Below are 24,490 nucleotides of genomic sequence, written 5' to 3'. Positions count from 1 at the left end.
GCCCGGGTCCCCCGTGACCGGGGGCCGGGCCGCTTGCGTTTGTTCGTCGCTCGCTCGACGAACCTTGATCAGCCGGTCGCCCGCAGGTACTTGCGGACCGCGAGCGCGCGGAAGATCACGATGATCAGAGCGGACCAGATCAGCGAGGCCCACACCGGGTGCTGCATGGGCCAGGCGTCGGACTGCACGACGCCCGGATTGCCGAACAACACTCGGGCCGCCTGCACCGTCGCGCTGAACGGGTTCCACTCGGCGATGTGCCGCACCCAGGGCGTCATCTGGCTGGAGTCCACGAAGGCGTTCGAAATGAACGTGACCGGGAACAGCCAGATGATCCCGCCCGAGGTGGCCGCCTCCGGGGTGCGTACGGACAGACCGATCAGTGCCCCGATCCAGGTGAACGCGTAACCCAGGAGAAGGAGCAGGCCGAAGCCGGCCATCACCCTTCCGGCAGTGGTCGAGTCGGCGGAACCGGTGCGCCAGCCCACGATCAGCGCGACGATCGCAAGGACGAGCATCGTGATGGCCGTCTGGACGAGGTCGGCAACCGTACGACCGGTCAGCACGGCACCGCGCGCCATGGGAAGCGAGCGGAACCGGTCGATGAGCCCCTTCTGCATGTCGTCCGCGATGCCGGCGGCCGATCCCGCGGTGGCGAACGTGACGGTCTGCGCGAAGATGCCCGCCATCAGGAAGTTCTTGTAGACGTCGGCATCGGTGCTGCCGCCGACCTTCATCGAGCCGCCGAAGACGTACGTGAACAGCACCACGAACATCACCGGCTGAATGACCCCGAAGAGGATCATCTCCGGGATCCTGGTCATCCGAATCAGGTTCCTGCGGGCGATGACCAGGGAATCGTGGATCGACCGCCCCACATCGCCGCGGGCTGTGGGCGTACCCACGGCAGTCTTGGTCAGCACGGCCATCACTGCTTCACCGCCTCGACACGGTCGCGCTGCGGACCGCCTTCGCTCGGGTTCTCGTCATCGTCGTCGCCGCTGTTGTCGCCGTTCCCGGACTCCGTGGCATGGCCGGTGAGCGCGATGAACACGTCGTCCAGGGTGGGCCGGCGCAGCCCGATGTCGTCTATCTCGATGCCCCGCGCGTCGAGTTCGCGGATGATCTCGGCGAGCAGCTTGGCGCCGCCGGTGACCGGGACGGTGATCCGCCGCTGGAGCTTGACCACGCCCAACTCGCCCTTGCCGAACGAGGTGAGCATCTCGCTCGCGTCGGCCAGTCGCGCCTGGTCGTGCACGACCACCTCGACCCGCTCGCCGCCGACCTTGGCCTTGAGCTCGTCGGCGGTGCCGCGCGCGATCACCTTGCCGTGGTCGACCACCGCGATGTCGTGCGCGAGGTGGTCGGCCTCCTCCAGGTATTGCGTGGTCAGCAGCAAGGTGGTGCCGCCCGCGACGAGTTCCTCGATCACCCGCCACAGCGCCATCCGGTTGCGCGGGTCGAGGCCGGTGGTCGGCTCGTCCATGAACATCACCGGGGGGCTCACCACGAGCGCCGCGGCCAGGTCGAGCCGGCGGCGCATGCCGCCCGAATAGGTCTTGGCAGGCCGGTCGCCCGCCTCGGACAGATCGAACTGGGAGAGCAGTTCGTCGGCCCGACGCTTGGCGTCGCGACCGCTGAGCTGGTACAGCTCGCCGACCATCCGCAGGTTCTCCCGGCCGGTCAGGTACTCGTCCACGGCTGCGAACTGGCCGGACAGGCCGATCGAGCGGCGGACCTCGTCGGGATTCTTGAGCACGTCGTGTCCGGCCACCACGGCTCGCCCGGAATCGGGTTTGAGCAGCGTGGTCAGCACACGTACGCATGTGGTCTTGCCTGCGCCGTTCGGTCCGAGCAGGCCCAGGACGGTGCCGGTGGGCACACTCACGTCCACGCCGTCGAGTGCTCGGACCGAGCCGAAGGTCTTGACCAGACCTTCGGCGACGATCGCTTCCTGCATGTCGGTGGATCACTCCTCGTGCGGATGGGGCATGGGGCGGGCCGATCGATTCAGACATCCACCATGCGCCCAACGCACCGAGCATGCGACCGCTTTTCTCCGGAAGCGCAACTCTTCGTGTCCGGTCGGCGGCGCTCCGGGAACCGCCCGTTCGTACGGCGACGGCCCCGGTTGCCTCTCGGCCGCGTCCTCCGTGGGACATGGCTTGGTCGGCCAGCCAAGCACACCGCACCGACAACCGCTCCGGCAGCCGCCCTGCCACCACCTCTCGGCGGCCTGGGCTGCGCTCGGACCGGCCCTAGCTCTTGCCGACCGTGTAACCCGCGTTGTAGAGCGCCTCGACCACCGCCGCGCAGTGGCTGCGGCCCTTGGTCTCCAATTGCAGGTCCACGTCCGCCTCGCCGACCCGCAGCGTCGCGTCGGTGCGCACGTGCGAGACCGCCGCGATGTTGGCGTCGGTCTCCGCCAACCGCACCAGCAGGGTGGCCAGCGCACCCGGGCTGTCGGGAATGCGCACGCGCAGCGACAGGTAGCGCCCGGCCGAGGCCAGACCGTGCCGGAGCACCCGGAGCATCAGCAGCGGGTCCACGTTGCCGCCGGACAGCACCGCCACCACCGGCCCCTCGATCGGCTCGCCGGTCTCCAGCAGCGCCGCCACCGACGCGGCACCGGCGGGCTCGACCACCAGCTTGGCCCGCTCCATGCACAGCAGCAGGGCCTGCGAGAGGGACTCCTCGCCGACCGTGCGGATGCCGTCGGCGTGCTCGCGGATCAGCGCGAACGGGACCTCGCCGGGGCGGCCGACCGCGATTCCGTCGGCCATCGTGCCGAACGAGGGCAGCGACACGGGGGCACCGGCGGCGAGCGAGGGCGGGTACGCGGCGGCGGACGCCGCCTGCACGCCGATCACCTTGACGTCGGGCCGAATCGCCTTGACCGCGACCGCGATTCCGGCCAGCAGGCCACCACCGCCGGTGCCCACCAGGATGGTCTTGACCTCGGGGCACTGCTCCAGGATCTCCAGGCCGACGGTGCCCTGGCCGGCCACCACGTCGCGGTGGTCGAACGGGTGGATGAACACCGCTCCGGTCTCGTCCGCGTACGCGCGCGCGGCGGCGAGCGCGTGCTCGACGTTCTCGCCGCCCAGGATCACCTCGGCGCCGTACGAGCGGGTCGCGGCCACCTTGGGCAGCGGCGCACCGGCCGGCATGAACACCGTGGACGCGACGCCCAGGGTGCGGGCCGCGAGCGCGACCCCCTGGGCGTGGTTGCCGGCGCTGGCCGCGACCACGCCCCGGGCGCGCTCGGCCTCGGACAGACCCGCGATCCGCACGTACGCGCCGCGAATCTTGAAGGACCCGGTGCGCTGGAGGTTCTCGCACTTGAGATGGACCGGCGTGCCGACGCGGTCGGTCAGCGCCCGACACGACCTGATCGGCGTCTCGCGAACGACGCTTTCCAGCATCTTTCGCGCGATCCGGATGTCGTGCAGGGTCACCGTGGCCGGGGCAGGGCTGCTCATACGCCGAGTGTCGCACCAACCGCCCGTGCGGATGTGCCGGGTCTCCTACCGCCCCGGGAATCCCCAGAGTTGCCCCGCCCGCCCCCGGGGGTTCAGGAACCGGCCGGGTTGCGGCTGTGTCGGCGCTCCATCGAAGCGTTGAACCGGGTGAGCAACTCGGTGAACCGCTCGCGGTCGTCCAGGCTCCACCCGGCACAGATCTCCGCCATCAGGCGCTGCCGGGCGTGCCGGACCTGGTGCAGCCGATCCCGGCCCTCGGCGGAGAGTTCGAGCAGCACGGCGCGGCCGTCGTCGGGATTGGGCACCCGATCCACCAGGCCCTGTTCGACCAACGGGGTGACCTGCCGGGTCACCGTGGACGAGTCGATCGTCATCGCCTGCGCGAGTGCCTTGACGCCCATCGGCCCGCCCGTTTCGAGCCGACCGAGCAGCAGGTAGGCCGCACGGTCCATGGAGTTGCGCAGTTCGCCGACGGCACCGAGCCGGGTCTGCTCGGCACGGCGCGCGAACAACGCCACCTCGTGCTGCAGGCGGTCGTAGAGCGGGTCGGCAGAGCCGGTGGGGTCGTCATGGGCCTGGTCCGGTGTCATCGCCGCTCGTTCGTCGATCGGATGTGGTGCTCCGAAGGATATTGCGCGGACCGGGATCGGCGGGCCCGACCGGTCGATTCCACCCCGCTTCGGGGGTCGCGCGTTTTACCGTGACGGCAACGGAGGGTGGTGCCGTGGTGGCCGGTCGGTGCGGGACGCCGGTGGTGACAAGTGGCAAGGGGCGACATGTCGCAATACGCGACTACCCGAACAGGTGTGGGGCAGCAACACAGAGAGCGGCGACGGCAACGGGCCGGCCCCAGGGCATCCGCTCGGCAGACCTGCGGGAGGGACCGTGCACAGGCGCGATGCTCGCGAGTTCGATCTCTTCGTCCACACCGTCGGCACTCAACTCCTGCAGGCCGCCGACCTGCTCACCGGCGACCGACAACGCGCCGAGCGCCGGGTCGAGCGGGCCTTGGCGCAGACGTGTGTGCGCTGGAGCAGGTCGCCCGGCCACGATCCGGTCCGCACCGCGTGGCGTGCGCTGATGACCGGATACCTGGACCCGTGGCGGCCGGGCCCACGCAGCCGGCGGGGCGAACTTCCGGGCGGGGACGAGCCGTTCGCCACCCTGGACCGACTCGGCCGGGTCGAGCGGGCCGCCGTGGTGCTGCGGCTGTACGCCCGCCTGGACGAGTACGACGCGGCCGAGGCGCTGGGGTTGCCGATCGAGACGGTGGCCGGTGCGTGGCGGCGCGGGATGGCCGAGGTGCTGGCCGGCGCCGCGTTGTCGCCCGCGGAGCCGCGGCCGGTCCCGAGCGCGGAACCGGTCCCGATCGCGGGATCGATCCGATGAGCGTGACGGCGCCGACGCCTGGGGCGGCGGAACCGGAGGAGATACCCGAGCCGCCGGAGTTCCCGTATCGGCCACTGCCCGCGAACCTGGCCCGGCGGGTACGCCGGCGGGCGTACCTGCACCGACTGCGGCACGTGCTCGGCTCGGGCCTGCTGGCGGGCACGGTGATCGGCGGGGTGTGGCTGGCCACGCCCGCAACCGGTGGCGGGGGCGGACTGCCACCGGCGCCCCCGGACCCGACACCGCTGTGGCCGATCGAGAACATCGAGCCGCCTCGGCCGCGCACCGACGTCGGGCTCGGCGGTTCGGTGTGGATCGGCTACGCGGGTCCCGAGCACTCCTCGTCGTGGTGTCTGGGCAGCGCGGCCGAGCCGAGCGAGTCGACCGAGCCGAGCGCACCGACCTGCCACTTCCTGCCGGCCCCCGGCCGGCTGGACACCGTGACCCTGGACCCGGGCGTGTACGCGCCGACCGGGCAGCGCCTGGTGGTCGCGATCCTGGTCGGCCAGAGCATGCCGGCCCCGGCGGTGCGCGGCGAACTGCGCGAGGCGACGGGCGCCCGACAGATGCGCCTGAACCGCCCGCCCGGCCTGCCCGGCGTCGCCTACCTGTGGGCCTTCAGCACCGAGACCCCGGTGTCGATCACCGTCTTCGACGAGGCGGGCAATTTGGTGACGGCGTGCTCGCCGTGCACGGGGACGACACGTTAGGTCCGGTCGGTGCCCGGCGGCGCGACCCCACCCGGATCGACCGGACGGGCCCGGGCGAGGCGCCCGCCCCGCTTCCGGCCGGCTCGCGTCGGGCGCCGGACCAGCCGCGCTCGGCCCGGCCGGCGTCCGCGGACACCGGCCGGGCCGGTCCGGCGCCGGCCGCGAGGACCTCAGGCCAGCGCCCGTTCCAGGTCCGCCAGCAGGTCGTCGGCGGACTCGATGCCCACGGACAGTCGGACCAGGTCGCCGGGCACCTCCAGCGGCGAGCCGGCCGCCGACGCGTGGGTCATCCGGCCCGGGTGCTCGATCAGCGACTCGACGCCGCCGAGCGACTCGCCCAGGATGAACAACTCGGTCCGGTTGCACACCTGTACGGCGGCCTCCTCGCCACCGTTCACCCGGAACGACACCATGCCGCCGAACGCCTTCATCTGCTTGACCGCGACGTCGTGCCCCGCGTGCCCGGGCAGCCCGGGATACAGCACCTCGCTCACCCGCGGGTGCCGGGACAGCAGTTCCACGACCCGCTCGGCGTTCGCGCAGTGCCGGTCCATCCGGACCCCGAGGGTCTTCAGACCGCGCAGCGTCAGCCACGCGTCGAACGGCGCGGGCACCGCGCCCATCGCGTTCTGGTGGAACACCAACTCGGCGGCCAGCGCGGCGTCGTCGACCACGAGCGCGCCGCCGATGACGTCGGAGTGCCCGCCCATGTACTTCGTCGTCGAGTGCACGACGATGTCGGCGCCCAGGGTGAGCGGCTGCTGGAGGTAGGGCGAGGCGAAGGTGTTGTCCACCACCAGGAGCGCCCCCGCGTCGTGCGCGACGCTCGCCAGTGCGGCGATGTCCGCGACGCCGAGCAGCGGGTTGCTCGGCGTCTCGCACCACACGAGCCGGGTCACGCCCGGCCGGATCGCGGCACGCACCGCGTCGAGGTCGCCGGCGTGCGCGGGGGTGTACTCGATGCCCCACCGGGAGGCGACCTTCGCGAACAGTCGGAAGGTGCCGCCGTAGGCGTCGTCCGGGATCACCGCGTGGTCGCCGGGTGCGCACAGGGACCGCAGCAGGCAGTCCTCGGCGGCCAGGCCGGACGCGAAGGTCAGTGCCCTGGTGCCGTCCTCCAGGGCCGCGATGCACTCCTCCAGCGCGGTACGGGTCGGGTTGCCGGAGCGGCTGTACTCGTAGCCGCCGCGCAGCCCGCCGACGCCGTCCTGCTTGTACGTGGACACCTGGTAGATCGGCGGAACCACGGCCCCGGTCAGCGGGTCGGGTTCCTGCCCGGCATGGATCGCCAGAGTCTCAAAGCCGTGCGATTGGGTCATGACCGAAACGTTAGTCGCCCGAGCGGGCGGGCGCGCACGCGTCGCCGGGCGGGACGCGCGACGGGGCCGGCCGACCCGCGGCCCGCCGGCCCCGAGCGGGCGGACGGGCCGGACACCACCTCGGACGCGGCTACTTCCGCACCAGCCGGTCCAGCATCAGGCGCGCCGCCTGGGTGGTGCGGTCGCGTACCTCGGACGGGCGAACGGCGTTGGGGGCGCTGAAGTAGGAGGACATCACGACGGTGTCCTTGCGCACCGTCACCACGACGTACGGGTACGGGTCGCCGCCGTCCTTGGGGTACATCAGGCCCTCTTCGGCGAACGCCTCGTCCGCCTCGGCGAAGGCGGGCTGCGCGGCGCCGGGGGTGTCCTTGGCCCGGGTGCCGTCCGGGTAGGTGCGGGTCGGGCAGCGGTCCTTGACCTGGAGCGCGTTCTTCACCTGCTCGTGCGCGCCGCGCACGTCCTTGTGCACGAGCACGGCGGTGCTGCCGCTGGGGAGCGCCGTGGCCTGCGCGGCGGCCGGCAGTTGCACCTGGCGCACCCACTGGCCGACGATGCTCGCCGGCAGCGGCACGGTCTGCTGCGTGCAGTCGGCGGCGTAGTCCGTGAAGGTCTCGCCCGCGAACTCGTACGTGCTCTGCCTGACGAAGCCGGTCCCCCAGTCCTCCGGGGTGAGGGCGAGCGACGCGGCCAGGGCCTGGGCCTGCTCCGGGGTCCGGCTCGGCGGCGCCGAACCGGCGGTCGGGCGGCCGGCCGTGGCGGTCGGGCCGGGGCCCTTGGCCACGGGGGCGGCGCCGGTGGGCGCCGCGTTCGGGTCGATCGCGAACGGATCGTCACCACCGTCGGCACAGCCCGCGAGCAGCAGGATGCCGAGCACCGGACCGATCGCGCGAACCGCCGTTCTGCCTCTGCCGTACATGCCGATGACCCCCCGTGAGCGTGAGGCCCCATGGTAATCAGCGTGGTTGCGCCGGGATCGATCCGGTTGCGCCGGGTCAGCGCAGTTGCGTCCGAGTGCGCACGACCATCTTGGCGAGCGCGTCGATGGCCTGGTCCTTGGCCGACTCGAAGGTCTTGTCGCCCCGGTCCACGACCGCGGCGGTGAGCACCATCTGGCCTTGCCGAGCCGTCACCCACACGTACTGGAACGGCGGCCCGCCGCCCCTGCCGAACCACTGGGCGCGCGCCACGTGCACCTCGTCGATGCCCGGCACGGTCAGGTCGAAGACCTGGATGTTGTTCAACTTCTCGTTTCCGGCGAGCACCTGGTTCGGGCAGCGCCGGCCGTCGGCGATGCCGATCCGCATGTCGGTCTGCGCCGCGGCGGTGCTGGAGTACACGGTCGCGGAGGACGTCGCGAGCGTCTTGCTGAGGTTGTCCGCGCTGGGTTGGCCGTCCGGGATGTACACGTAGCGCGCCAGGGTCGCGAGCGCGCCCGGCACAGTGCCCTGGACCACCTGCTTGCAGTCGGTGCCGGTGATCACCCGATCGAGGGCGCCGTACTCGTAGTTGCGCTCCTGGGGGACGTAGGTCGGGCCCCAGTCCTTGGGCACCAGCGCGACCGCCGAGACCAGCGTCTTTGCCTGCGCGGTGGTGAGCGGGACATCGGCGCGCGTGGTCGTGGTGGGTGGCGGCGCGGCGCTGGTCGCCGGCGGCTCGGGGGTGACCTGGTCCGGCGACGGCGGCGGAGGCGGCTCGGTGGACTGATCCCGGCTCGCGCTCGCGCTGGGCGACTCGGTCGTCCCCAGACCGAACGGGCCGCCCTTGGACGAGCCGCCCTGACACCCGACCACGAGCGTGCCGCTCACGATCAGGGCCGCCCCGGCCGCCACCACTCGCATCATGGAATGCCCCCGATTCCGCACACGTCGCCTCGACCACCATTGAAGCCGGTGCCGCACGCTCACGGGTGCGAACGCGCGTACTGCGGGGCTTGTTTCGGCCCCGGCCGCGCCCTCCGCCCGAGCCCGTTTCCGGCCCTGGCCGGTGTCTACGCGGGTTCCGTGTGAGTTTCATGGGAAGTCCGAACGGCGGGCGACACCTCGGGGTGCCGGCGGACCGCTTTGCGCGATCCGCGCTGTTTGCCATGGCGGTATCGGCAGGCGGTGATCCGAATGCGGCGGTCCGCGATCTTGTGGACGAGGCGGCGCGCGTCGGTCGAGCCCGTCCCCCCGCCGCCTCGATCCGCTTTCCGGAATGACATGATTTGGTCATCTTCGGGAGGTGGGATCTTGTTCGGCGGCTCCAGCGGCTCCAGCCGCTTCGGCGGCTCCGGTGACCCGAGCGCGCCCGGCCGGCGGGCCGAGCCCGTGCAGCGACTGTTGTTCGGCGGCGTATACGGGACGGTGCTGGCCAGTGCGATGGCCGCTGCCCTCGCGCAGGACGGCGAGGCGCCCAATCCCGGCTACGACGCGGTGTGGGTGCTGCTGGCGGCGCTGGCGTCGGCCGCGGCGCACGGCTACGCGCATGCCATCGCGCACCGCACCGCCCACCCGACCACGGTCGCCGCAAGCACCGCACGGTCCGTGCTGACCGAGTGGCCGCTGGTGGCCGCGGTGCTGCCGACGGTGGCGGCCCTGCTCGGCGCGCACGCGAGATGGTGGGGCGAGGAGTCCGCGATCGAGGTGGTGCTGCTCCTGAACACGGCCACCCTGTTCGGCTGGGGCCTGTCGGCGGCCCGAGTGGCCGGCCGAGGCTGGGCCGCGGCCTGCCGGGTCGGCGGCGCGGACATGCTGCTCGGCCTGTTCATCGTGGGCGCCAACACCCTGAGCAAGTAGCCCCGCAGCCCCCACGAGCGAAACCCGACCGAGTGAACCACTCGACTTCCCCCGACGAACGGAACCCGGTTCATGGCATCGGAGTCGGCCCCGGATGTGGGTCGTGATGGTTCCGAGTCTTGTCGTGGGGCGGGTGCTGTGCCATATATGTCTAGACCAATTGCTCTCGGTGGAGAGAGGCATTGTGGCGCGACGGATGGCTTGGATCGGCTTGTCGGGGTTGGCCGTTGCGCTTGTGCTGGCGGGGTGTTCCGAGGACGCGCGGGACACCACGGCACCGGCGGTGCCCGGTGAGGTCAGTGCGCTCGCGTCGAGTTCGGTGTCGGTGCACGTGATGTGGCGTGCCGACCCGGACGTCGCGGTGTTCGAGGTGTATCGCGGGGACGCGAAGGTGCTGGACGTGACCGGCGGGCGGCACATGGTCGACGTCGGCGGCCTGGTCCCGGGGACCGCGTACTCGTTCTCGGTGCGGGCGCGGGACCGGGCCGGGAACGTGTCGCCGGCGAGCGCACCGGTGCCGGCCACGACGTTGTCCGTGGCCCAGGGTGAGCGGGTGCCCCCGACCGCGCCGCGCAACGTGCGCGGGCAGGCCCGGGGGGCCGGCGGCGCGACGCTGGCCTGGGAGGCCGCCACGGACGACGTGGGGGTGAGCGCCTACGACATCTGGCAGGGCGGCGTGCGGGTGCACAGCGTCGCCGGCGGGCTGACCACGGCGGTGGTCGGCAGCCTGCGACCGGGCACCGAGTACAGCTTCACCGTCACCGCCCGCGACGCCGCGGACAACAAGTCGCCGGAGAGCAACGCCGTGACCGTGGTCACCGAGCAGGGCACCGGGGACGGCCGCGACACCGCGCCGACCGACCTGCGGGCGGTGCCACGGATCGCGGTGGACGGCACCTACGTCGACCTGACCTGGACGCCGCCGGACGTCGACGGGACCGTCGCGAGCTACGAGGTGTACCTGGACGGGAAGTTCCTGACCACGGTGATGTGGGGCGTGGCGCCACCGCCCGGGACGGCGCAGTACAGCCTTCCGCTGGGCGATCGGCCGGTGGCCGGGCATGTGCTGAAGATTCGCGGCCAGTTGCCGGACGGCAAATGGGGCGCCTTCTCCGCCGACCTGACCCTGACGGACGCACCCGCGGGTCCGGATCCGGCGACGCCGGCGCCGACCGGACCGGGCGGCCCCTGACGAGGGGGCCCGGGAGCCGGCCCGGCCGCGGGGAGGGCGTCAGCGCGAGCGGGCCGCGCGGGTCGCCCGCGTCGCGCGCGTGGACCTGGTGGAGCCCGTCGGGTTCTCCGGGACGGTCGGCATCGCCGAGCGCGGGGCGCGCGCCGCTCGACCGCTCGGCTTGGCGACCGGGCCGATCTCGCGGGTCAGCCACAGGCAGATGACGTTGACGACGTAGTTGAGCTCGGCCTTGTCCAGCGGCCGGCCCTTGGGGATGGCGTGCAACTCTTCGAGGCAGCCTCGGCAGCACGTGCCGGTGGCGTGCTGGGCGACGAACACCGGATGGCCGCGATACGGGGTCTGCCGGCCTTCCTTGCTGGGCTTCGCCGGGCCCAGGCGACGCGCGACCAGGTCGTAGGCGTACCAGCGCACGCCGGATTCGCCCAGCGTCAGGGCGACCGTGCGCTCCCGCCCGGGCAGGTGGAACTTCGCGCGGGACGGGAGCTTGCCGATCGCGTCCAGGCGGGCGTCGAGCGGCTCGGGCCTGGCGCCCTTGGAGGTCTTGGTTGTCATATCGCCTCCCACGGTAACCCGTCCGGCTCAGCCCAGGTACTTGTGGAAGATCGTGCTGGACCGAAGCACGCCCGACGGGTCCGCGGCATAGGACGGGATGGCGCCCGACTCGATCCAGCCGGCGCTCTTGTACAGATGCTCCGCGCCGCCGCCGGTCGGGGTGTCCAGGGTGAGCAGGCTGCGGCCCGCCGCTGCCGCGAACTGCTCCGCCGTGGACAGGAGTTCGCGGGCGAGTCCGTGTCCTCGGGCGCGCCGGTGGACCATCAGCCCGGACACCGAGGCACGATGCCGGCTGTCCGGCATGCCGGCGAATCGGAGCCGGATCGTCCCGGTGACGCCCTCGTGGTCCGAGGTCGCCCACATCACGGTGCGATTGCTCCGTACCTCGGTCCCCTGGGCCGCCCACCACTCGGCTGCCGCGTCGATCGGCAGCGGCGCGAGAAAGCCGACCCCGGCCCCGTCCTCGACCGCGTCCACGAGCAGCGCGGCCAGACCGGGGGTATACGTGACGAGGTCGATGGCGGAAAGCCGGACGGGCGTTGTCATACAACCATTCTCGCGCGCATCCCCCGATGCCCGAACCGGGTCGGCGGACACGGTCGTGCCTTTCGCGGTCGGCGAGAACCCCGGCGATCACGGCACGCACGGCAACCCCACGGCGATCTCGGTCGGGCCTCCGGGCAAGCAGTTGATCCGGGACGTCCCGTCACGGAGGGCGATCCGCCGACGCGGCCACGCCAGGTCCCCGCCCGCCGGGTGAATCCGAGCAGTTTTCTGTACAGTTCGAATATGGCCATCATGCACTCACCGCAGGAAATATCGGTCACCGATGCGGCTCGCCGAGGAGTGGCCGGACTGGTCGCGGACGCGGAGCAGGGGTCCGAGTTGGTCGTGACCAGGCATCATCGGCCGGTGGCAGCCGTGGTGAGCATCGACCGGCTGACCGAGTTGGAGGCGGCCGAGGCGGATCTTCGCGATCTGGCACTCGTATTGGCTCGCGCCGCAACCGACAGCGGCAAGCGAACCGGCCTCGACGAGGTCCTCGCCGCGTACGGGCACACTCGCGAATCCCTGGCCGCTCTTGCCGACGAGGACGAGTGATCGATGTCCGACATCGTCTTCACCGATGCGGCCATCGACGATCTGCGCCGTATCGGTCCGGAAGCCGCGCCCAAGGTGCTGCGCAAGGTGCTCCTGCTGCTCACCGACCCGAAGGCCGGGTATTCGCTCGGCGGCGAACTCACCGGCTATCGCAAGCTCGTGGTCGGCCGCAACACCTGGCGCATCGTGTACCGAATCACCGAAAGCGGAGCGCTGGAGATCTGCGAGATCTGGGCCATCGGGGCGCGCGCCGACGCCGAGGTCTACACGGAGGCCGCCGCGCGGGTCGCGGCGGCCGGGCCGGAGCGGCCGGAGATGGTGCGCCTGGGCGAGGTCGTGGAACGTCTCGGGCGCCTGGTCGGCGCGGTGTCGATCGACGAGTCGGCGCCGGCCCGTGACCCGGTGCCCGACTGGCTTGCCCAGCGGCTGGTGCACAACGCGGGGATGGCTCGTGAGGCCGTCGCGGCTCTCGACCTTCAGGAAGCGGTCGACCTCTGGACCGAGTTCCGTTCGCGGCCGCCTGCGGGCTGACTCCGCACCGTCGAAACGCCGAGCGGCGCGGCCCCGTGCAGGGGGCCGCGCCGCTCGGTGGTGGGCTCGGGGGTCAGGTCAGGGCCGGTTCGCGGGGGGTCGGGGTGGGGGCGGGCGCTGCGTCCGGCTGGGCGGGCATGTGCTCCCGGGCCCGCTTCGGCAGCAGGAAGCCCAGGGCGAAGGCCACCGCCGTCAACCCGAAGGCCAGCAGCGTCGTGCGCTTGACCGCGTCGACCGAGGAGCGGGTGTGCGTGTCGGCGCCCGCCCGGGCGACCGCCGCGGCGGAGGCCGGGGTGACCGGGATGCTCGCGCAGCTCGCCGGGAGCCGGTCCGGGTCGGTCGCGTTCTCCCGGGCGTCCACGCAGGCCCGCAGCCCGGCCACGATCGCGTCCTGCGTACTCACCGGAACACCCGCCGCGGTCAGCTCCGTGCGCAGCTTCGGTGCCGCGTTCGCGTCGAAGTTGTGCGTGGCCTGGGCGCCGATCACGCCGAAGAACACCGTCCCCAGGATCGCGATGCCCAGCGACGCGCCGAGCTGCTGGAGGGATTCGAGCGCCCCGGACGCCGAGCCGACCTCGTGGTCCTCGACCTCGCCCATGATGATGTCGAAGACCGGTACGAAGATCATCCCCATGCCGAGGCCGAACAGTGCCAGCGGCGCGAGCAGGTCACCGGTGCCGATGCCCACCCCGGCGTCCGCGAAGACCAGGTACATCCAGGCGATGCCCGCCGCCATCACGGTCAGCCCGATGTGCAGGATGCGCCGGCCCAGCTTGCCCATCACCGCGCCGCTGAGGCCGGACCCGACGAACGCGCCGAGCGCCCACGCCCCCATCGTCAGGCTCGCCCGGGTCGGGCTGTAGCCCAGGCCGAGCTGGAGGAACAGGCCGACCGCCATCGAGATCCCGACGATCGCGCCGAAGAACACCATCACGAACCCGACGCCCGAGGCGTACGACCGGCGCCGGAACACGCCGAGCCTGATCAGCGGCACCCGTCCCGCCGCCTCGCGCCGCAGCTGGTACACCGCGAACCCGGCCAGCACCGGCAGCGACGCCGCGCACTCGACCAACGACCAGGTGGGCCAACCCAGTTCGCGTCCCTGGACGAGCGGGTGCACGAGCATGAAGGTACCGACCCCGGCGAGCACCATGCCCAGCACGTCGAGCCGGCCGCCGGCCTCGCTCGGCGGCGCCTGCGGCAACATCCGGCCGCCGATCAGCAGCGCGAACGCGCCCAGCGGAACGTTGATCAGGAAGATCATCCGCCACCCGGTGCCGAAAACGTCACCGTCCACGAGCACACCCGCGACGATCGGCCCCAGCACCGTGGACAACCCGATCGCCGGGCCGAACACCGCGAACGCCTTGCCGATCTCGGCCGGCGGGAACAGGTCCCGGATCAGGCCGAACGTCTGCGGGATCATCAGCGCGCCCAACAACCCCTGGAGCACCCGCGCCACGATCAGCGTCTCCGGCGACCAGGCGACCGCACACGCCACCGAGAGCACCACGAAGCCGACCACGCCGACCATCAGCATGAACTTGCGGCCGTACATGTCGCCCAGCCGCGCGCCGGTGAGCAGGCCCACCGCGAGGGCGAGCGTGTAGCCGGCCGCGATCCACTGGAGACTGGCGTAACCGCCGCCCAGATCCCGACGGATCGCGGGCGCCGCGACGCCCACCACGCTGGAGTCGAGCAGGTTCATCAAGGTGGCGGCCAGCACCGCCAGAAGTCCGAGCCAGCGCTGCTTGGGGCCTACGGAGGACTGGGAGATCGGGGTTGCGAGGGTCTTCTCGCCGCTGTTTTCCACGTCTCCCAAGCTAGGGGTCAATCAGGCAGCATCCGTTCCTGTTTCAGTCGGGAGCCGGCAGACTTCGGCGCATGTTGGAAACCTCCGCGCGACTGTTGCGCATGCTCTCACTCATGCAGACGCGGCCCGACTGGACCGGCCCCGAACTCGCCGAACGACTCGGCGTGAGCGGGCGCACGGTCCGTTACGACATCGAGCGGTTGCGCAGCCTGGGCTATCCGGTGCACGCGCGGCGCGGCGTGGTCGGCGGCTATCGGCTCGGCGCCGGCAAGGCGCTGCCGCCGCTGCTGCTGGACGACGAGGAGGCGGTCAGCATCGTGGTCGGCCTGCGGATCGCCGCCGGCAGCGTGGTGGACGGCATGGACGAGGCGATGCTGCGCGCGCTCACCAAGCTCGACCAGGTGCTTCCGTCCCGACTGCACCGCCGGGTCAAGGCGTTGCAGAAGTACACCGTCCCGGTCCGCCAGACCGGTCCGGCCGTGGACATGGACGTGATGACCGTACTGGCCGGCGCCTGCCGCGACCACGAGCAACTGCGCTTTCGGTACAGCTCGCACGAGGGCAAGGAGACCTCGCGGGTGGTCGAGCCCTATCGGCTGGTGCACCGGATGGGCCGCTGGTACCTGGTCGCGTGGGACATCAAGCGGGAGGACTGGCGCACCTTCCGGATGGACCGGATCACCCCGCGCCCGCCGCACGGCCCCCGCTTCACGCCGCGCGAACTGCCCGCCGACGGGGACGTGGCGGCCTTCGTGAACCAGGGCGTGGAGAGCGCGCGTGGACAGGTCCGGGCCCGGGTGCTGGTGCGGGCGCCGATCGCCTCGGTGGCCGACCGGGTCCCGCCGGCCTTCGGCTCGTTCGCGGTGGTCGACGACGACACCTGCGTGTTCGAGACCGGTGCGTCCAGCATCGAGAACCTGGCCGTCTACATCAGCCTGCTGGACGCCGACTTCGAGGTCGAGGACCCGCCCGAACTGGTCGCCTACATCCGACGGTTGGCCCACCGCTACACCGGCGCGACGCCGAGCGCCGACGCGGTCGAGGCAGCCGACGCAGGGCCTCCCGGGCCCACCGCACCCACCGGGCCGGTCGGCCCCGCCGGGACCGCGGGCGCGGAAGCCGCGACGGCCGCCGCCCTCACGCCCTGACACACGACGGCGCCCCCGACCCCTTCGGCATGAGGGGATCGGGGGCGCCGGTCGAGCGGGAGCGTCAGACCGAGACCGGTTCGCGCTCCGCCGTCTTCTGGAGCGGGACGTGCGGCTTGGCCGGCTCGTCGGGGGCTTCCAGATCACGCGGGTTGTTGTACATCTCCAGGTCCAGCGTCTTCTCCCGAGCGGAGACCAGGATCGGCACCACGACCTGCCCGGCCACGTTCGATACTGGCCATGCAGCATCTATGTTGCTCTGAGTACATCGATCTGTTCGGGGAGCGATCATGGCGAAGCCCAGGCGCGTGGGCATATATGTACGGATCAGCAAGGACCGCAAGGGCCAGGAACTAGGCATCCAACGCCAAGAGAAGGCGTGCCGGGAACTGTGCGAGCGGCGCGGATGGCCTGTCGTGAAGGTGTACCCGGAGAACGACGTTTCCGCGTCGACCACCAGCAAGAGGCGTCGCCCGCAGTACACGCAGATGATGCGGGACGCCGCAGACGGCACGATCGACGCGATCGTCGTCTACTCGATCGACCGCCTCACTCGGCGCATCACCGAACTGACGACCTTCCTGGACCAGCAGAAGGAGCACGGTTTCCACTTCGCCACCACCGAAGGTGAGGACACGTCCAGCGCCAGCGGCCGGATGATCCTCACGATCAAGGGTGCAGTGGCACAGCAGGAAACCGAGCGCATGTCCGAACGGATCAACGATTCCTTGCTTCAACGCCGGGAGAAGGGCAAGCCACACGCCGGCGGACCGAGGGTGTTCGGCTTCGAGCCCGGCTCAGGGTTTCAGCGGTTGGTCCCTGAGGAGGTCGAGTTGATCCAGCAGGGATACGCCATGCTCATGAGTGGCAAGAAGACCCCGGGAGATGTATGCCGCGCGTGGAACGCAGCAGGCGCGCGAAGCTCTGGATCCGGCACGGAGTGGACCATCCAGAAGGTCAAGCGGGTCTATCGCTCGGAACGCGTGGGCGGGATCGTCACGTACAAGGGTGGGGACATCGGGGACAGCACCTACCCTCACCCGCTCACCCGTGAGGAGTGGGAGAACGTCCAGACGATCTTGGACGTCCGCAAGACGCCTATCTCCCACGATTCCGGGAGGCGGAAGCACCTTTACACCGGGTTTCTGCGGTGCGGCTACTGCCATTCGGTCATGCGCATCCAGTGGGTCACGGTGAAGGAGCGTTCATTCCGCAAGGTGTACTGCCATTCCGGACAGGTCAGCGGGACTACGGGCAAGTTGGGGTGCGGCAAGGTCAGCCGCCAATACGCCTGGGTGGCCGATCGCTTGGACGAACTCATGGAGGCCGCGCTACTGAAGCGCCGACCCAAGCACGTAGCGGAAGCCAAGGACGAGGATCTGACCGGAAAGATCTCCGTGCAGGAGCAGCGCATTCGCGTACTGCGCCAGCGCTGGAAGGACGGCGATATGGAGGACGATGACTACTTCGACTCGCTGTCCCATCTGCGGTCCGAGTTGCAGACCCTTCGTCAGCGCGAAGCGGCATCCGTCGTGGCGGAGTCTCGAAACGTCGTGGACGCCCTCACGGTGTGGCGCAACGACGAGCCCGACAACCTCGTTCGCCGCCGGACACTCATCGCCGGCGTCATCGACCACGCCGACCTCTTCTCACTCGGACGGGGACGGCGCAAGCCGCCCGAGTTGGACTCGATGAAGGTCACACCAGTCGGCGACAGCTGCTCGTTCGACCCGTCTCCCGGCGCATGATCGCTTATGTAGCTGTCGACTACCCCTGCTAGCCGCTCGTCGTAGTCAACCGGGGGCGTCCATCGTTCGAGCACTTCGGCGATCCACGCGGGAGTGTGAAGGTGCCGCTCGTCATTTACCAACGCGGCCCCGCAGCACGCTCGCCACGAACGAACGCCCTTTGCCTTGAAAGGTCTTCCGCGATACCGGCCGCTATCTCGGCCTCCCCGGGGGTGTGGCCGTGTCCGGCGAAGCGCCATGTTGCAAGCGTGAGTCGACCCAGGTCATCGGGGCCCGCGTCGCCATCAGAACGTCGGTGGTCGGCGCGGGCTGCCCGCAGTGCCCCGTAGGTGGTGGAGTAGGCGCGGGACTTGGTGAGGCAGTGGCCCCGGAACGCCAGCGTGTGAGTCCAGGCGCGCATGCGCAGGTGTGCCAGCTCCGGAAGTCCGCCCAGGTCCCAGCAGATCCCCAAGAGGGCCCGCACGTGGTCTGTGACGGGTAGTCGGTCGATGGTGGACCGGTGGGTTATCCGGGTGTCCGTGCCGCCGCCGGCGACCACGGACTTCGTGACGTACTTGGCGAGGTAGCCGGCGATCGCATCGTCGGTCAGCTCGCACCCGTTGTTGAAGGCCCGCAGCGGTCGCACGTCGAGTTGTCGGCCCCAGCGCAGGACGTAGGAGCCCAGCGCCTCAGACTCCGGGGCGGACACCCGTACCCCGGCGGCAGCTTCGGGAACAAGCGCGACCAGGACGTCATCCGAGGCCCAGGTCGGTGGACGCGAGTCGGGGCCGTCGGGGCCGTCCAGGCGCACGACCGCGTGCAGGTGGACCGCGCCGCGCGCTTGATACTCGGCCACCTTTGCAAGGGAGACCTTGAGGTGTTCGCGCAGGCGTGACCGGGGGATGCCGGCTACCGAGGCCAGGCGCCGCCGCAGGGCATGCGCAAAGCCGTCCCACAGTTCGCCGACGTGTGCATTCCACAGTACGTGGTGCGGGTAGTCGTAGCAGGCCCGGCACAGCGGCTGCCCAATGACACGATCATCGGGCGAATGTGTACGAGGGCAGCCGCGGTGCCTCCCGTGTTCGCAGCGGCTGCCGGCGCGCCTGGGTCGGCAGGGCCCGTCCGTGGTCCCACGGTGGACAGGCCCGAATGAAGGTGCCGTCAGGGTGACGAACAAGCGCGGGTGGTCGCGTACATCGGGCACGACGCCCTTGCCGCCGACCAAGCCCGAGCGGACGAGGTGGAAGGTGTCGCCCTGGTGCTCGTACGAGCAGGGTGCACAGCGCGAGGCCCGGCGGTTGCGACAGCGCACGGCCAGGCGTCCACCGGGTTCGTCTTCGGTGGAGTAGGCGTGGACCACCGCCCCGGAGGCGTCACGGGTGACAGTGGAGCCGCTCAGGTAGATCGGGTGTTCACACCCGCCCGTCGTGCGGATCTGTTCGACCCAGCGCGGGAATCCGGACAGGTTGGCTATCCGGATGAGGTCTTGTTCGGTGGGGGTGAGTCCGGCGAGCCGTGCCAAGCGGGAGTGCTCGGCACGGTCGCCGTATGCGTGGTGGTGGTGGGTGGGTGTGGTGGTGCTCGGCAAGGGTGGTGCCTCCAGGCAGCCGAAGGGGTCTGGCGGGTGCAAGGCGCCGTGCGGCGCGGAGGTGTGGTCACGGTGATCGGCCTTTCGGGTCGTGCGGGTGGGTCAGCGGATGGTGCCCTTGCCGCGACAGCAGCGGCACTTGCGGTGCCGTCCGGTGCGGGTGCGGGTGTTGCGGTCGCCGTGGCAGATCGGGCAGCGGACGGGGCGCATGGTCAAAAGGAGTGCTCCAGGTCTGTCAGAACAGTGCGAAGACGAGGGAGGCCACCAGGCTGGAGATCGCCGGGGCCAGCGCGGACTGTGCGAGGTAGAACCCGAATAGGCCGACGACGCAGACTTGCCATACGCGCAGTTCGCCGGCGCGGACGAGCATGAAGACGACCAGGCCGAAGACGAAGACCAGCGGGAACGTGGTCTGAGCGGAGTTCACCGCGCCCCCTCACCGCAGCCGGCCAAGGCCGCCGTCAGCGCGGGCAGGTCGGGAGTCATCCCGGCATGGGCTGCGGAAATACCTGCCGCGTCTTTGGGGGTCACCAGAACCGACCGAGCCCGCATCCAATCGCCGCCGACGCCCGTGAGGATGGCAACGCCGGGTTCATCAGGGGAGATGGCTTGTGCGGCATCGACCGCCTCGGGGTTGAGGTCACCGAGGGCCATTTCCGCCGTCCCGGGGTCGGAGACCCGATGGCAGACGCGCCCGGCGAGTTGCGCCCGCAGCGCCGTAGCCCCGGGCCCCAGATCCGAGCCGACACGTTGCCCGGCGACAACCAGGTGAATGCCCAGCGCCGCGCCGAGTTGCGCGAGCCGTACCAGCGCCGTGGCCGCCCGCGCCGCGTCGTCCTTTTCCGCACGCGAGGCAGCGAGGAACAGTTCCGCCACCTCATCCACCACGACGACGATCGGTACGGGCCGCTTGCCGTCCGGCATTTCCCAGACGGAGCGCACCCGGGCAAACCGGCAGGCGGTCATGCGGAGATGTGTCTCTTCCACCAGGGCATCGAGGAGCGCGCCGGCCTCCCGGCGGGACGTGGCCAGCGCCGACAGGCGCGGACCGAACAGGCCGAGTTCCATCCCGCCCTTGAGGTCGACGCCCACCAGGGCGACGGGTTGCGGTGCCAGCCGGGTCACCAGCGCGGCGAGAAGGGTGGACTTGCCCGTGCGCGTGGCCCCGATGATCAGCCAGTGCGGTAGGGCCCGGAAGTCGATCACCCACGGGATGCCGTCCTCACGCTGGCCGACCCGGGCACACATCAGCGGCTCAACCGGAGCCCGCTTGTCCAGCGCGGACGGGTTCCCCAGGGGATCGGTCGCCAAGGCCGTCAGGCGAACCCGCCCGCGCGAAGGCGAGACCACCCGCACGGCGTGGACGCGCCAGGCATGCGCGAGGGCATCCGCCGCAGCGACGAAGGCGTCCGGAGTCTGCCCCGGGTGCATGCGCACCGACACCGCCAAGCCACCCGGGCGCGGCCGGGGGACGCCGATCCGAGGCGGGACCGGTCGCAGCGGTTGCCCGCGCACGATCAGGCCCCCCAGCAGCACGCGGGAGGGACGACGGGTGATGGTCAGGCCCCGCTCGATCGCGACCGGGCGCCACGAGCGCAGCACCCGAACACCGGCCGGCAGGAACCCGACCGCGTACCACCAGCCGACGGGGAAGCGCCGCCGCAGCAGTGGGGCCGCGACGAGCAGCCCCACCACCGCGACGAACAGGACCCAGACCAGTAACTGACGCATCATCAGGCGTCACCCGCCTTGTCCTTGCCGCGCAGCGCGGACACCAGCGGGCCGCCGGCGTCGGCAGCCGCAGGGGTGATCGAGTCGGCCCGGAACGAGGTGCCGTGCCGGCCGTTCTGCTCCCAGGTGAAGGCGACCAGGCCGACGGCGGCCACGCGTACGCCTTCCGTGATGCCGACGGGTTCACCGGACACCGCGATTTCGATCACGGACGCCCGACGTGTGCCCTGTTGCCGCACGGAGACACCGACCGTCCACACGGTCACCCCGTCACGGTCGACCTTCATTTCGCCGGTTTCCCGGCTGACGAGCTTGGGTTCCGGCGCGACAACGCACAGCAGCGTCCCGAGCCGGGTGACGTCCACAGGTATGGACTGCATGAGGTGTGGCCTCCAGCCACTCACGGACGCCCGTCTGTTGTCGGACGTCACTTGTCATGACAAGTGTCAGCCAGAAAGCGCTGTGATGCAAGCGACTTGTCATGACAGGTGACATCAGCACGGGTGACGCCATACAGTCGGAACCAGACGAACCCGTACACGGTGAACAGCAGCCACCGACTAGGAGCCCCCATGGATTTGGTCCGACCCGACGCGTTGTACCGGCAGTTGGCCACCGCGATCCGAGGGGACATCCAGGCCGGCGAGTACCCGCCGGGGGCACTGCTGCCGTCCGAGAGCGCCCTGTCCGAGCGCTACGGGGTGTCCCGCCCCACCGTGCGCCAGGCACTCGCCGCACTGCGGACTGAAGGACTGGTGATCGTGCGGCGCGGGAAGGGGTCGTTCGTGCGCGACGCCGCAACAGGACCCACGGTGACCCTGGACCGGGCCATCGTCCGCAGCGCCGGCCACTACGCCGACCCTCACGGCGAGTGGTCGCAGGTCGAGGACCCCACCGCCTACCGCACCACCACCGACGCCACCACCGGGCCATTGCTCGGCATGGCCGAGGGCGAAGCCGCTTTCGGGTGCGACCGCCTCATCTCCCACGGGCCGACCGGCACACGGGCGATGGTGCGCACGGTGATCCCGTTCGCCACCGCCGACGCCGCCGGACTGGGCAACGACCCCGTCCGCCCGCAGGCCGAGCTCTACGCCGCCCTCGAAGCCGCCGGCCACCGCCTCACGTGGCACGAGAGCGTCACCGCGCGGATGCCCACCCCGGACGACACCACCGCTCTGCAACTACCGGAAGGCACACCCGTGCTGATCATCCGCCGCATCACCGGCGGGAATTCGGGACCACTCATGTTGGAGGAGACCCGGACCGGTGCCGAAGCCGCGCAGGCCGACTACGTGATCACCCCACAGGGCCGACCCGCCGGCCGCAAGCCCCGCGCAGCCGTCAAGAACTGACGAAGCATCAATCCCCGCCTCACCAGGACCGCCACCGAAGGACACACCGTGACCGACCCCATCGGTCCGGATGGGTGTCCGAGACTTTCTCTACTTACTCAAGCCCGGCGCCGCTACGCGCCGCCGGGGGCGGGCCCGCCCGGGGCGCCCGCCCCGGGCGTGCGGCGTGGCCGCCGGTCCCGGGTCGGCACCCCGACCGGGCCCGCCCCGGGCAAGGATCCGTGAGGGGTCCGGCACAGCGGCTGCCCCCGGACACCACCATCCGGCGAGAGCGCGATGTGGGCCGCCGCGGTGCCTCCCTCTCCCCCGGAAGGCACCGACGCGTCCAGGGCCACAACCCCGCTCGGTTGGGGGCCGGCGTCCGCAGTCTTGAGCCACCTCCCAGCACGGGGACCCCGCGTCGGGCAAGGCCGGGGGCCCTCAGTGGGGAATTCGGGTGGGGAGCGGTGCTCCCCACTGAGCCGGCCAGCGTACGGGCCCCCGACCATGCCCGACCCCCGCACAGGCAGGACACCGGCCCAACACTGCGACCACCACCCGCGCGCACCAGGCCGACACGCCGCCCCCGCCGGAGAACGACTACGCCGCACGCCCGGACACCCGCCGCAGCACACCGGACACCACCCGGGCCCCGGCCACCGACAGCCGGACATCCACCGTCGCCGAGCCGTCCGCCAACGACACCGCGACCGCCCGAGCATCCTCCGACGAGGCCAACCCGTGCGCGTCGAAAACGCAATTGAGCATGTCCGCCGCAGCAGCGGCAGCGCGCCATGCAGCCAGGTAGTCCACCCCCGGCAACCACAACGACGCCCCGGGGTCCCAGTCACCCAGGCCCCCGCCGCCGACCAGGTGACCCGCCTCCGCCGCACTCTCATCCAGACCCACCGCGACTCCTCCCTCAACCCCGGCCCACAACAAGGCCCCTGACGGACCGTCACACCAACACGCAGCGCAACGACCCCGGTACCATCGGCACCGGGGTTCCGTCAGGGGCCTCAACCGGACCACCCCTATCCCGCCAAGGTTCCGGGGTGGTCCGGGCTGAACTATGCGGTTGCTACCAGGAGTTTGAAGCGGCGCCCGGGACGGTCATTCCGGGCGCCGCACCCTGCCGGCGTGTTCGCAAGGGGACGTTGTCGACACGCCCTCCCCCACGGCAGAGACCCACGGAGGCAACCAGGGTGGGAGCCCCTCCGTGGCGTTCAAGCGGCACCCGGAGTGCTCGAAGCTCCGAGCGCCGCGCCCTGTCGCAGTTCCGAACGGCGTGGTCGTAGCACGCTTCCGCACGACAGGACTTCCGGAGGAGATCGAGTAACCCTCCGGGTCAATGACGGGGACCACCTCCCGTGTGGTGATCCCCGCCAGCTCAAGTTCGGGTGCTCCCAGCAGGACCTGGCGACCGGGTTCACAGCAGGAAGCGGCACCACACGGACTTGCCGTGGGAATGTCGATGCCACTCCAGCCGATCCGCGAGTGCCCCCACGGTCAGCAACCCGCGATGGCAGTCCAAGAGATCCCCCACGGCGAACGTCGATGCGTCGAGGACTTCTCGCCCCGGCATCTCGGGCAGCCGGGGGTCCTCGTCGATGACCTCGATCACCAACGCCTCGGGCCAGAACCAGAACCGCACCGTGACCCCCGGATCCGCGTCCCGCGACTCGGCGTGAACAACCGCGTTGGTCACCAACTCCGAGACACAGAAACATGCTTCGTCGACCAGCCACGTCAGATCCCAATCGCACAACACCCACCGCGTCCACGCCCGCGCCTCGGCCACCGCACCGGGATGGGACCCCCAGATCCGGTCCCGACCCCGCGCCGACCCCCCACCGGGCACGGGCCCCCGAAGCTGGGACAGCCAGAGCCACGACCCATCCGGGTTCGGGTGCAGCGCAGGCTGCTCCGTGAACGCCCTTGCCTGCTCGGCCGGACCCCGCTCGATCACGTCCCGCGTCGTTCCCTGTCCCGTCTGCGCTCTGCCCATGCAGGGATGTTGGCGACTCGGCGCGGACACCAAAACTGCGAGAAGGGACCACAGGAGGACGTCTTACGCGCTAGAAACGTCCCAAAGA

The 24,490-nt window shown here is 71.0% G+C and carries 26 protein-coding genes; 9 read left to right on the top strand and 17 right to left on the bottom strand.

What is annotated here, in order from left to right; genetic code table 11:
- Positions 1-68: 68 nt before the first annotated feature.
- The 4 genes from ACZOOI_RS17590 to ACZOOI_RS17575 all read right to left on the bottom strand — a co-directional run bounded on the left by ACZOOI_RS17590 (position 69) and on the right by ACZOOI_RS17575 (position 4,072).
- Complete coding sequence (locus ACZOOI_RS17590; RefSeq protein WP_465276763.1) at positions 69-929, bottom strand: ABC transporter permease; 861 nt, start codon at positions 927-929, stop codon at positions 69-71.
- Positions 929-1,960: an ATP-binding cassette domain-containing protein gene (locus tag ACZOOI_RS17585; protein ID WP_465276762.1), complete on the bottom strand. Its 1,032-nt coding sequence runs from the start codon at positions 1,958-1,960 to the stop codon at positions 929-931. The genes ACZOOI_RS17590 and ACZOOI_RS17585 overlap by 1 nt, the downstream gene beginning before the upstream one ends.
- A 298-nt stretch (positions 1,961-2,258) precedes the next feature.
- Positions 2,259-3,482, bottom strand: a complete 1,224-nt coding sequence (gene ilvA, locus ACZOOI_RS17580) for a threonine ammonia-lyase (protein ID WP_465276761.1) — start codon at positions 3,480-3,482, stop codon at positions 2,259-2,261.
- Positions 3,483-3,574: 92 nt separating this feature from the next.
- Complete coding sequence (locus tag ACZOOI_RS17575) at positions 3,575-4,072, bottom strand: MarR family winged helix-turn-helix transcriptional regulator (RefSeq protein WP_465276760.1); 498 nt, start codon at positions 4,070-4,072, stop codon at positions 3,575-3,577.
- A 295-nt stretch (positions 4,073-4,367) separates the two neighbouring features.
- Here ACZOOI_RS17575 and ACZOOI_RS17570 point away from each other — a divergent pair, with 295 nt between their 5' ends.
- Positions 4,368-4,871: a SigE family RNA polymerase sigma factor gene (locus ACZOOI_RS17570; protein ID WP_465276759.1), complete on the top strand. Its 504-nt coding sequence runs from the start codon at positions 4,368-4,370 to the stop codon at positions 4,869-4,871.
- On the top strand, positions 4,868-5,581 hold the full coding sequence (locus tag ACZOOI_RS17565; RefSeq protein ID WP_465276758.1) for a hypothetical protein: 714 nt from the start codon (positions 4,868-4,870) through the stop codon (positions 5,579-5,581). Before ACZOOI_RS17570 ends, ACZOOI_RS17565 begins: the two co-directional genes overlap by 4 nt.
- Before the next feature lie 170 nt (positions 5,582-5,751).
- On the opposite strand, the gene ACZOOI_RS17560 is transcribed toward ACZOOI_RS17565, so the two are convergent.
- From ACZOOI_RS17560 to ACZOOI_RS17550, 3 genes are all read right to left on the bottom strand, one after another.
- Positions 5,752-6,900 carry a cystathionine gamma-synthase gene (locus ACZOOI_RS17560; RefSeq protein ID WP_465276757.1) on the bottom strand — a complete coding sequence of 383 codons (1,149 nt, stop codon included), beginning with the start codon at positions 6,898-6,900 and terminating at the stop codon, positions 5,752-5,754.
- A 130-nt stretch (positions 6,901-7,030) separates the two neighbouring features.
- On the bottom strand, positions 7,031-7,819 hold the full coding sequence (locus ACZOOI_RS17555; protein WP_465276756.1) for a hypothetical protein: 789 nt from the start codon (positions 7,817-7,819) through the stop codon (positions 7,031-7,033).
- 76 nt (positions 7,820-7,895) lie between these two features.
- Entirely contained in the window at positions 7,896-8,744 is an 849-nt protein-coding gene (locus ACZOOI_RS17550) for a hypothetical protein (protein ID WP_465276755.1), read from the bottom strand.
- 465 nt (positions 8,745-9,209) lie between these two features.
- Here ACZOOI_RS17550 and ACZOOI_RS17545 point away from each other — a divergent pair, with 465 nt between their 5' ends.
- Positions 9,210-9,677, top strand: a complete 468-nt coding sequence (locus ACZOOI_RS17545; RefSeq protein WP_465281224.1) for a hypothetical protein — start codon at positions 9,210-9,212, stop codon at positions 9,675-9,677.
- 196 nt (positions 9,678-9,873) lie between these two features.
- Positions 9,874-10,869: a fibronectin type III domain-containing protein gene (locus ACZOOI_RS17540; protein ID WP_465276754.1), complete on the top strand. Its 996-nt coding sequence runs from the start codon at positions 9,874-9,876 to the stop codon at positions 10,867-10,869.
- Positions 10,870-10,908: 39 nt separating this feature from the next.
- Here ACZOOI_RS17540 and ACZOOI_RS17535 read toward each other — a convergent pair whose 3' ends face one another.
- The gene (locus ACZOOI_RS17535) at positions 10,909-11,421 is read right to left on the bottom strand and encodes a DUF4186 domain-containing protein (RefSeq protein ID WP_391586684.1); all 513 of its coding nucleotides are present in this window, start codon (positions 11,419-11,421) and stop codon (positions 10,909-10,911) included.
- A 27-nt stretch (positions 11,422-11,448) separates the two neighbouring features.
- The gene (locus ACZOOI_RS17530; RefSeq protein WP_465276753.1) at positions 11,449-11,967 is read right to left on the bottom strand and encodes a GNAT family N-acetyltransferase; all 519 of its coding nucleotides are present in this window, start codon (positions 11,965-11,967) and stop codon (positions 11,449-11,451) included.
- A gap of 243 nt (positions 11,968-12,210) precedes the next feature.
- On the opposite strand from ACZOOI_RS17530, the gene ACZOOI_RS17525 reads away from it, so the two are divergent.
- On the top strand, positions 12,211-12,522 hold the full coding sequence (locus ACZOOI_RS17525; RefSeq protein WP_465276752.1) for a type II toxin-antitoxin system Phd/YefM family antitoxin: 312 nt from the start codon (positions 12,211-12,213) through the stop codon (positions 12,520-12,522).
- 3 nt (positions 12,523-12,525) lie between these two features.
- The gene (locus tag ACZOOI_RS17520; protein WP_465276751.1) at positions 12,526-13,053 is read left to right on the top strand and encodes a type II toxin-antitoxin system RelE family toxin; all 528 of its coding nucleotides are present in this window, start codon (positions 12,526-12,528) and stop codon (positions 13,051-13,053) included.
- A gap of 73 nt (positions 13,054-13,126) precedes the next feature.
- On the opposite strand, the gene ACZOOI_RS17515 is transcribed toward ACZOOI_RS17520, so the two are convergent.
- Complete coding sequence (locus ACZOOI_RS17515; RefSeq protein ID WP_465276750.1) at positions 13,127-14,866, bottom strand: MFS transporter; 1,740 nt, start codon at positions 14,864-14,866, stop codon at positions 13,127-13,129.
- A gap of 71 nt (positions 14,867-14,937) precedes the next feature.
- Here ACZOOI_RS17515 and ACZOOI_RS17510 point away from each other — a divergent pair, with 71 nt between their 5' ends.
- Complete coding sequence (locus ACZOOI_RS17510) at positions 14,938-16,014, top strand: helix-turn-helix transcriptional regulator (RefSeq protein WP_465276749.1); 1,077 nt, start codon at positions 14,938-14,940, stop codon at positions 16,012-16,014.
- A 64-nt stretch (positions 16,015-16,078) separates the two neighbouring features.
- On the opposite strand, the gene ACZOOI_RS17505 is transcribed toward ACZOOI_RS17510, so the two are convergent.
- Complete coding sequence (locus ACZOOI_RS17505) at positions 16,079-16,240, bottom strand: hypothetical protein (protein ID WP_465276748.1); 162 nt, start codon at positions 16,238-16,240, stop codon at positions 16,079-16,081.
- A gap of 64 nt (positions 16,241-16,304) precedes the next feature.
- Between ACZOOI_RS17505 and ACZOOI_RS17500 the strand changes: the two genes are divergently transcribed.
- On the top strand, positions 16,305-17,762 hold the full coding sequence (locus ACZOOI_RS17500) for a recombinase family protein (RefSeq protein ID WP_465276747.1): 1,458 nt from the start codon (positions 16,305-16,307) through the stop codon (positions 17,760-17,762).
- Between the two features lie 115 nt (positions 17,763-17,877).
- Here ACZOOI_RS17500 and ACZOOI_RS17495 read toward each other — a convergent pair whose 3' ends face one another.
- The 4 genes from ACZOOI_RS17495 to ACZOOI_RS17480 form a co-directional block, all read right to left on the bottom strand.
- Positions 17,878-19,329, bottom strand: coding sequence for a replication initiator (locus ACZOOI_RS17495; RefSeq protein WP_465276746.1), 1,452 nt, complete (start codon positions 19,327-19,329; stop codon positions 17,878-17,880).
- Positions 19,330-19,564: 235 nt separating this feature from the next.
- On the bottom strand, positions 19,565-19,756 hold the full coding sequence (locus tag ACZOOI_RS17490; RefSeq protein ID WP_465276745.1) for a hypothetical protein: 192 nt from the start codon (positions 19,754-19,756) through the stop codon (positions 19,565-19,567).
- Positions 19,753-21,060 carry an FtsK/SpoIIIE domain-containing protein gene (locus ACZOOI_RS17485; RefSeq protein ID WP_465276744.1) on the bottom strand — a complete coding sequence of 436 codons (1,308 nt, stop codon included), beginning with the start codon at positions 21,058-21,060 and terminating at the stop codon, positions 19,753-19,755. Before ACZOOI_RS17485 ends, ACZOOI_RS17490 begins: the two co-directional genes overlap by 4 nt.
- A 2-nt stretch (positions 21,061-21,062) precedes the next feature.
- On the bottom strand, positions 21,063-21,440 hold the full coding sequence (locus ACZOOI_RS17480) for an SCO3933 family regulatory protein (RefSeq protein ID WP_465276743.1): 378 nt from the start codon (positions 21,438-21,440) through the stop codon (positions 21,063-21,065).
- A gap of 192 nt (positions 21,441-21,632) precedes the next feature.
- Here ACZOOI_RS17480 and ACZOOI_RS17475 point away from each other — a divergent pair, with 192 nt between their 5' ends.
- Positions 21,633-22,415: a GntR family transcriptional regulator gene (locus tag ACZOOI_RS17475; RefSeq protein WP_465276742.1), complete on the top strand. Its 783-nt coding sequence runs from the start codon at positions 21,633-21,635 to the stop codon at positions 22,413-22,415.
- Positions 22,416-22,994: 579 nt separating this feature from the next.
- Here the strand turns inward: ACZOOI_RS17475 and ACZOOI_RS17470 are convergent.
- Positions 22,995-23,303, bottom strand: a complete 309-nt coding sequence (locus ACZOOI_RS17470; protein WP_465276741.1) for a hypothetical protein — start codon at positions 23,301-23,303, stop codon at positions 22,995-22,997.
- Positions 23,304-23,823: 520 nt separating this feature from the next.
- Positions 23,824-24,402: an ATP-binding protein gene (locus ACZOOI_RS17465; RefSeq protein WP_465276740.1), complete on the bottom strand. Its 579-nt coding sequence runs from the start codon at positions 24,400-24,402 to the stop codon at positions 23,824-23,826.
- Between the last annotated feature and the right edge of the window lie 88 nt (positions 24,403-24,490).

Source organism: Embleya sp. L77 (assembly GCF_055557415.1).
The sequence above is the reverse complement of the archived record's forward strand: the minus strand, read 5'-3'. Positions and strand labels throughout refer to the sequence as shown.

Excerpts from the sequence above, each read along its gene's own strand:
- ACZOOI_RS17480 (WP_465276743.1), bottom strand. The coding sequence starts at position 21,440 with ATGCAGTCCATACCTGTGGACGTCACCCGGCTCGGGACGCTGCTGTGC.
- ACZOOI_RS17510 (WP_465276749.1), top strand. The coding sequence starts at position 14,938 with ATGTTGGAAACCTCCGCGCGACTGTTGCGCATGCTCTCACTCATGCAG.
- ACZOOI_RS17500 (WP_465276747.1), top strand. The coding sequence starts at position 16,305 with ATGGCGAAGCCCAGGCGCGTGGGCATATATGTACGGATCAGCAAGGAC.
- ACZOOI_RS17530 (WP_465276753.1), bottom strand. The coding sequence starts at position 11,967 with ATGACAACGCCCGTCCGGCTTTCCGCCATCGACCTCGTCACGTATACC.
- ilvA (WP_465276761.1), bottom strand. The coding sequence starts at position 3,482 with ATGAGCAGCCCTGCCCCGGCCACGGTGACCCTGCACGACATCCGGATC.
- ACZOOI_RS17550 (WP_465276755.1), bottom strand. The coding sequence starts at position 8,744 with ATGATGCGAGTGGTGGCGGCCGGGGCGGCCCTGATCGTGAGCGGCACG.
- ACZOOI_RS17585 (WP_465276762.1), bottom strand. The coding sequence starts at position 1,960 with ATGCAGGAAGCGATCGTCGCCGAAGGTCTGGTCAAGACCTTCGGCTCG.
- ACZOOI_RS17520 (WP_465276751.1), top strand. The coding sequence starts at position 12,526 with ATGTCCGACATCGTCTTCACCGATGCGGCCATCGACGATCTGCGCCGT.
- ACZOOI_RS17535 (WP_391586684.1), bottom strand. The coding sequence starts at position 11,421 with ATGACAACCAAGACCTCCAAGGGCGCCAGGCCCGAGCCGCTCGACGCC.
- ACZOOI_RS17560 (WP_465276757.1), bottom strand. The coding sequence starts at position 6,900 with ATGACCCAATCGCACGGCTTTGAGACTCTGGCGATCCATGCCGGGCAG.
- ACZOOI_RS17555 (WP_465276756.1), bottom strand. The coding sequence starts at position 7,819 with ATGTACGGCAGAGGCAGAACGGCGGTTCGCGCGATCGGTCCGGTGCTC.
- ACZOOI_RS17575 (WP_465276760.1), bottom strand. The coding sequence starts at position 4,072 with ATGACACCGGACCAGGCCCATGACGACCCCACCGGCTCTGCCGACCCG.
- ACZOOI_RS17475 (WP_465276742.1), top strand. The coding sequence starts at position 21,633 with ATGGATTTGGTCCGACCCGACGCGTTGTACCGGCAGTTGGCCACCGCG.
- ACZOOI_RS17540 (WP_465276754.1), top strand. The coding sequence starts at position 9,874 with ATGGCTTGGATCGGCTTGTCGGGGTTGGCCGTTGCGCTTGTGCTGGCG.
- ACZOOI_RS17590 (WP_465276763.1), bottom strand. The coding sequence starts at position 929 with ATGGCCGTGCTGACCAAGACTGCCGTGGGTACGCCCACAGCCCGCGGC.
- ACZOOI_RS17465 (WP_465276740.1), bottom strand. The coding sequence starts at position 24,402 with ATGGGCAGAGCGCAGACGGGACAGGGAACGACGCGGGACGTGATCGAG.
- ACZOOI_RS17485 (WP_465276744.1), bottom strand. The coding sequence starts at position 21,060 with ATGCGTCAGTTACTGGTCTGGGTCCTGTTCGTCGCGGTGGTGGGGCTG.
- ACZOOI_RS17525 (WP_465276752.1), top strand. The coding sequence starts at position 12,211 with ATGGCCATCATGCACTCACCGCAGGAAATATCGGTCACCGATGCGGCT.
- ACZOOI_RS17565 (WP_465276758.1), top strand. The coding sequence starts at position 4,868 with ATGAGCGTGACGGCGCCGACGCCTGGGGCGGCGGAACCGGAGGAGATA.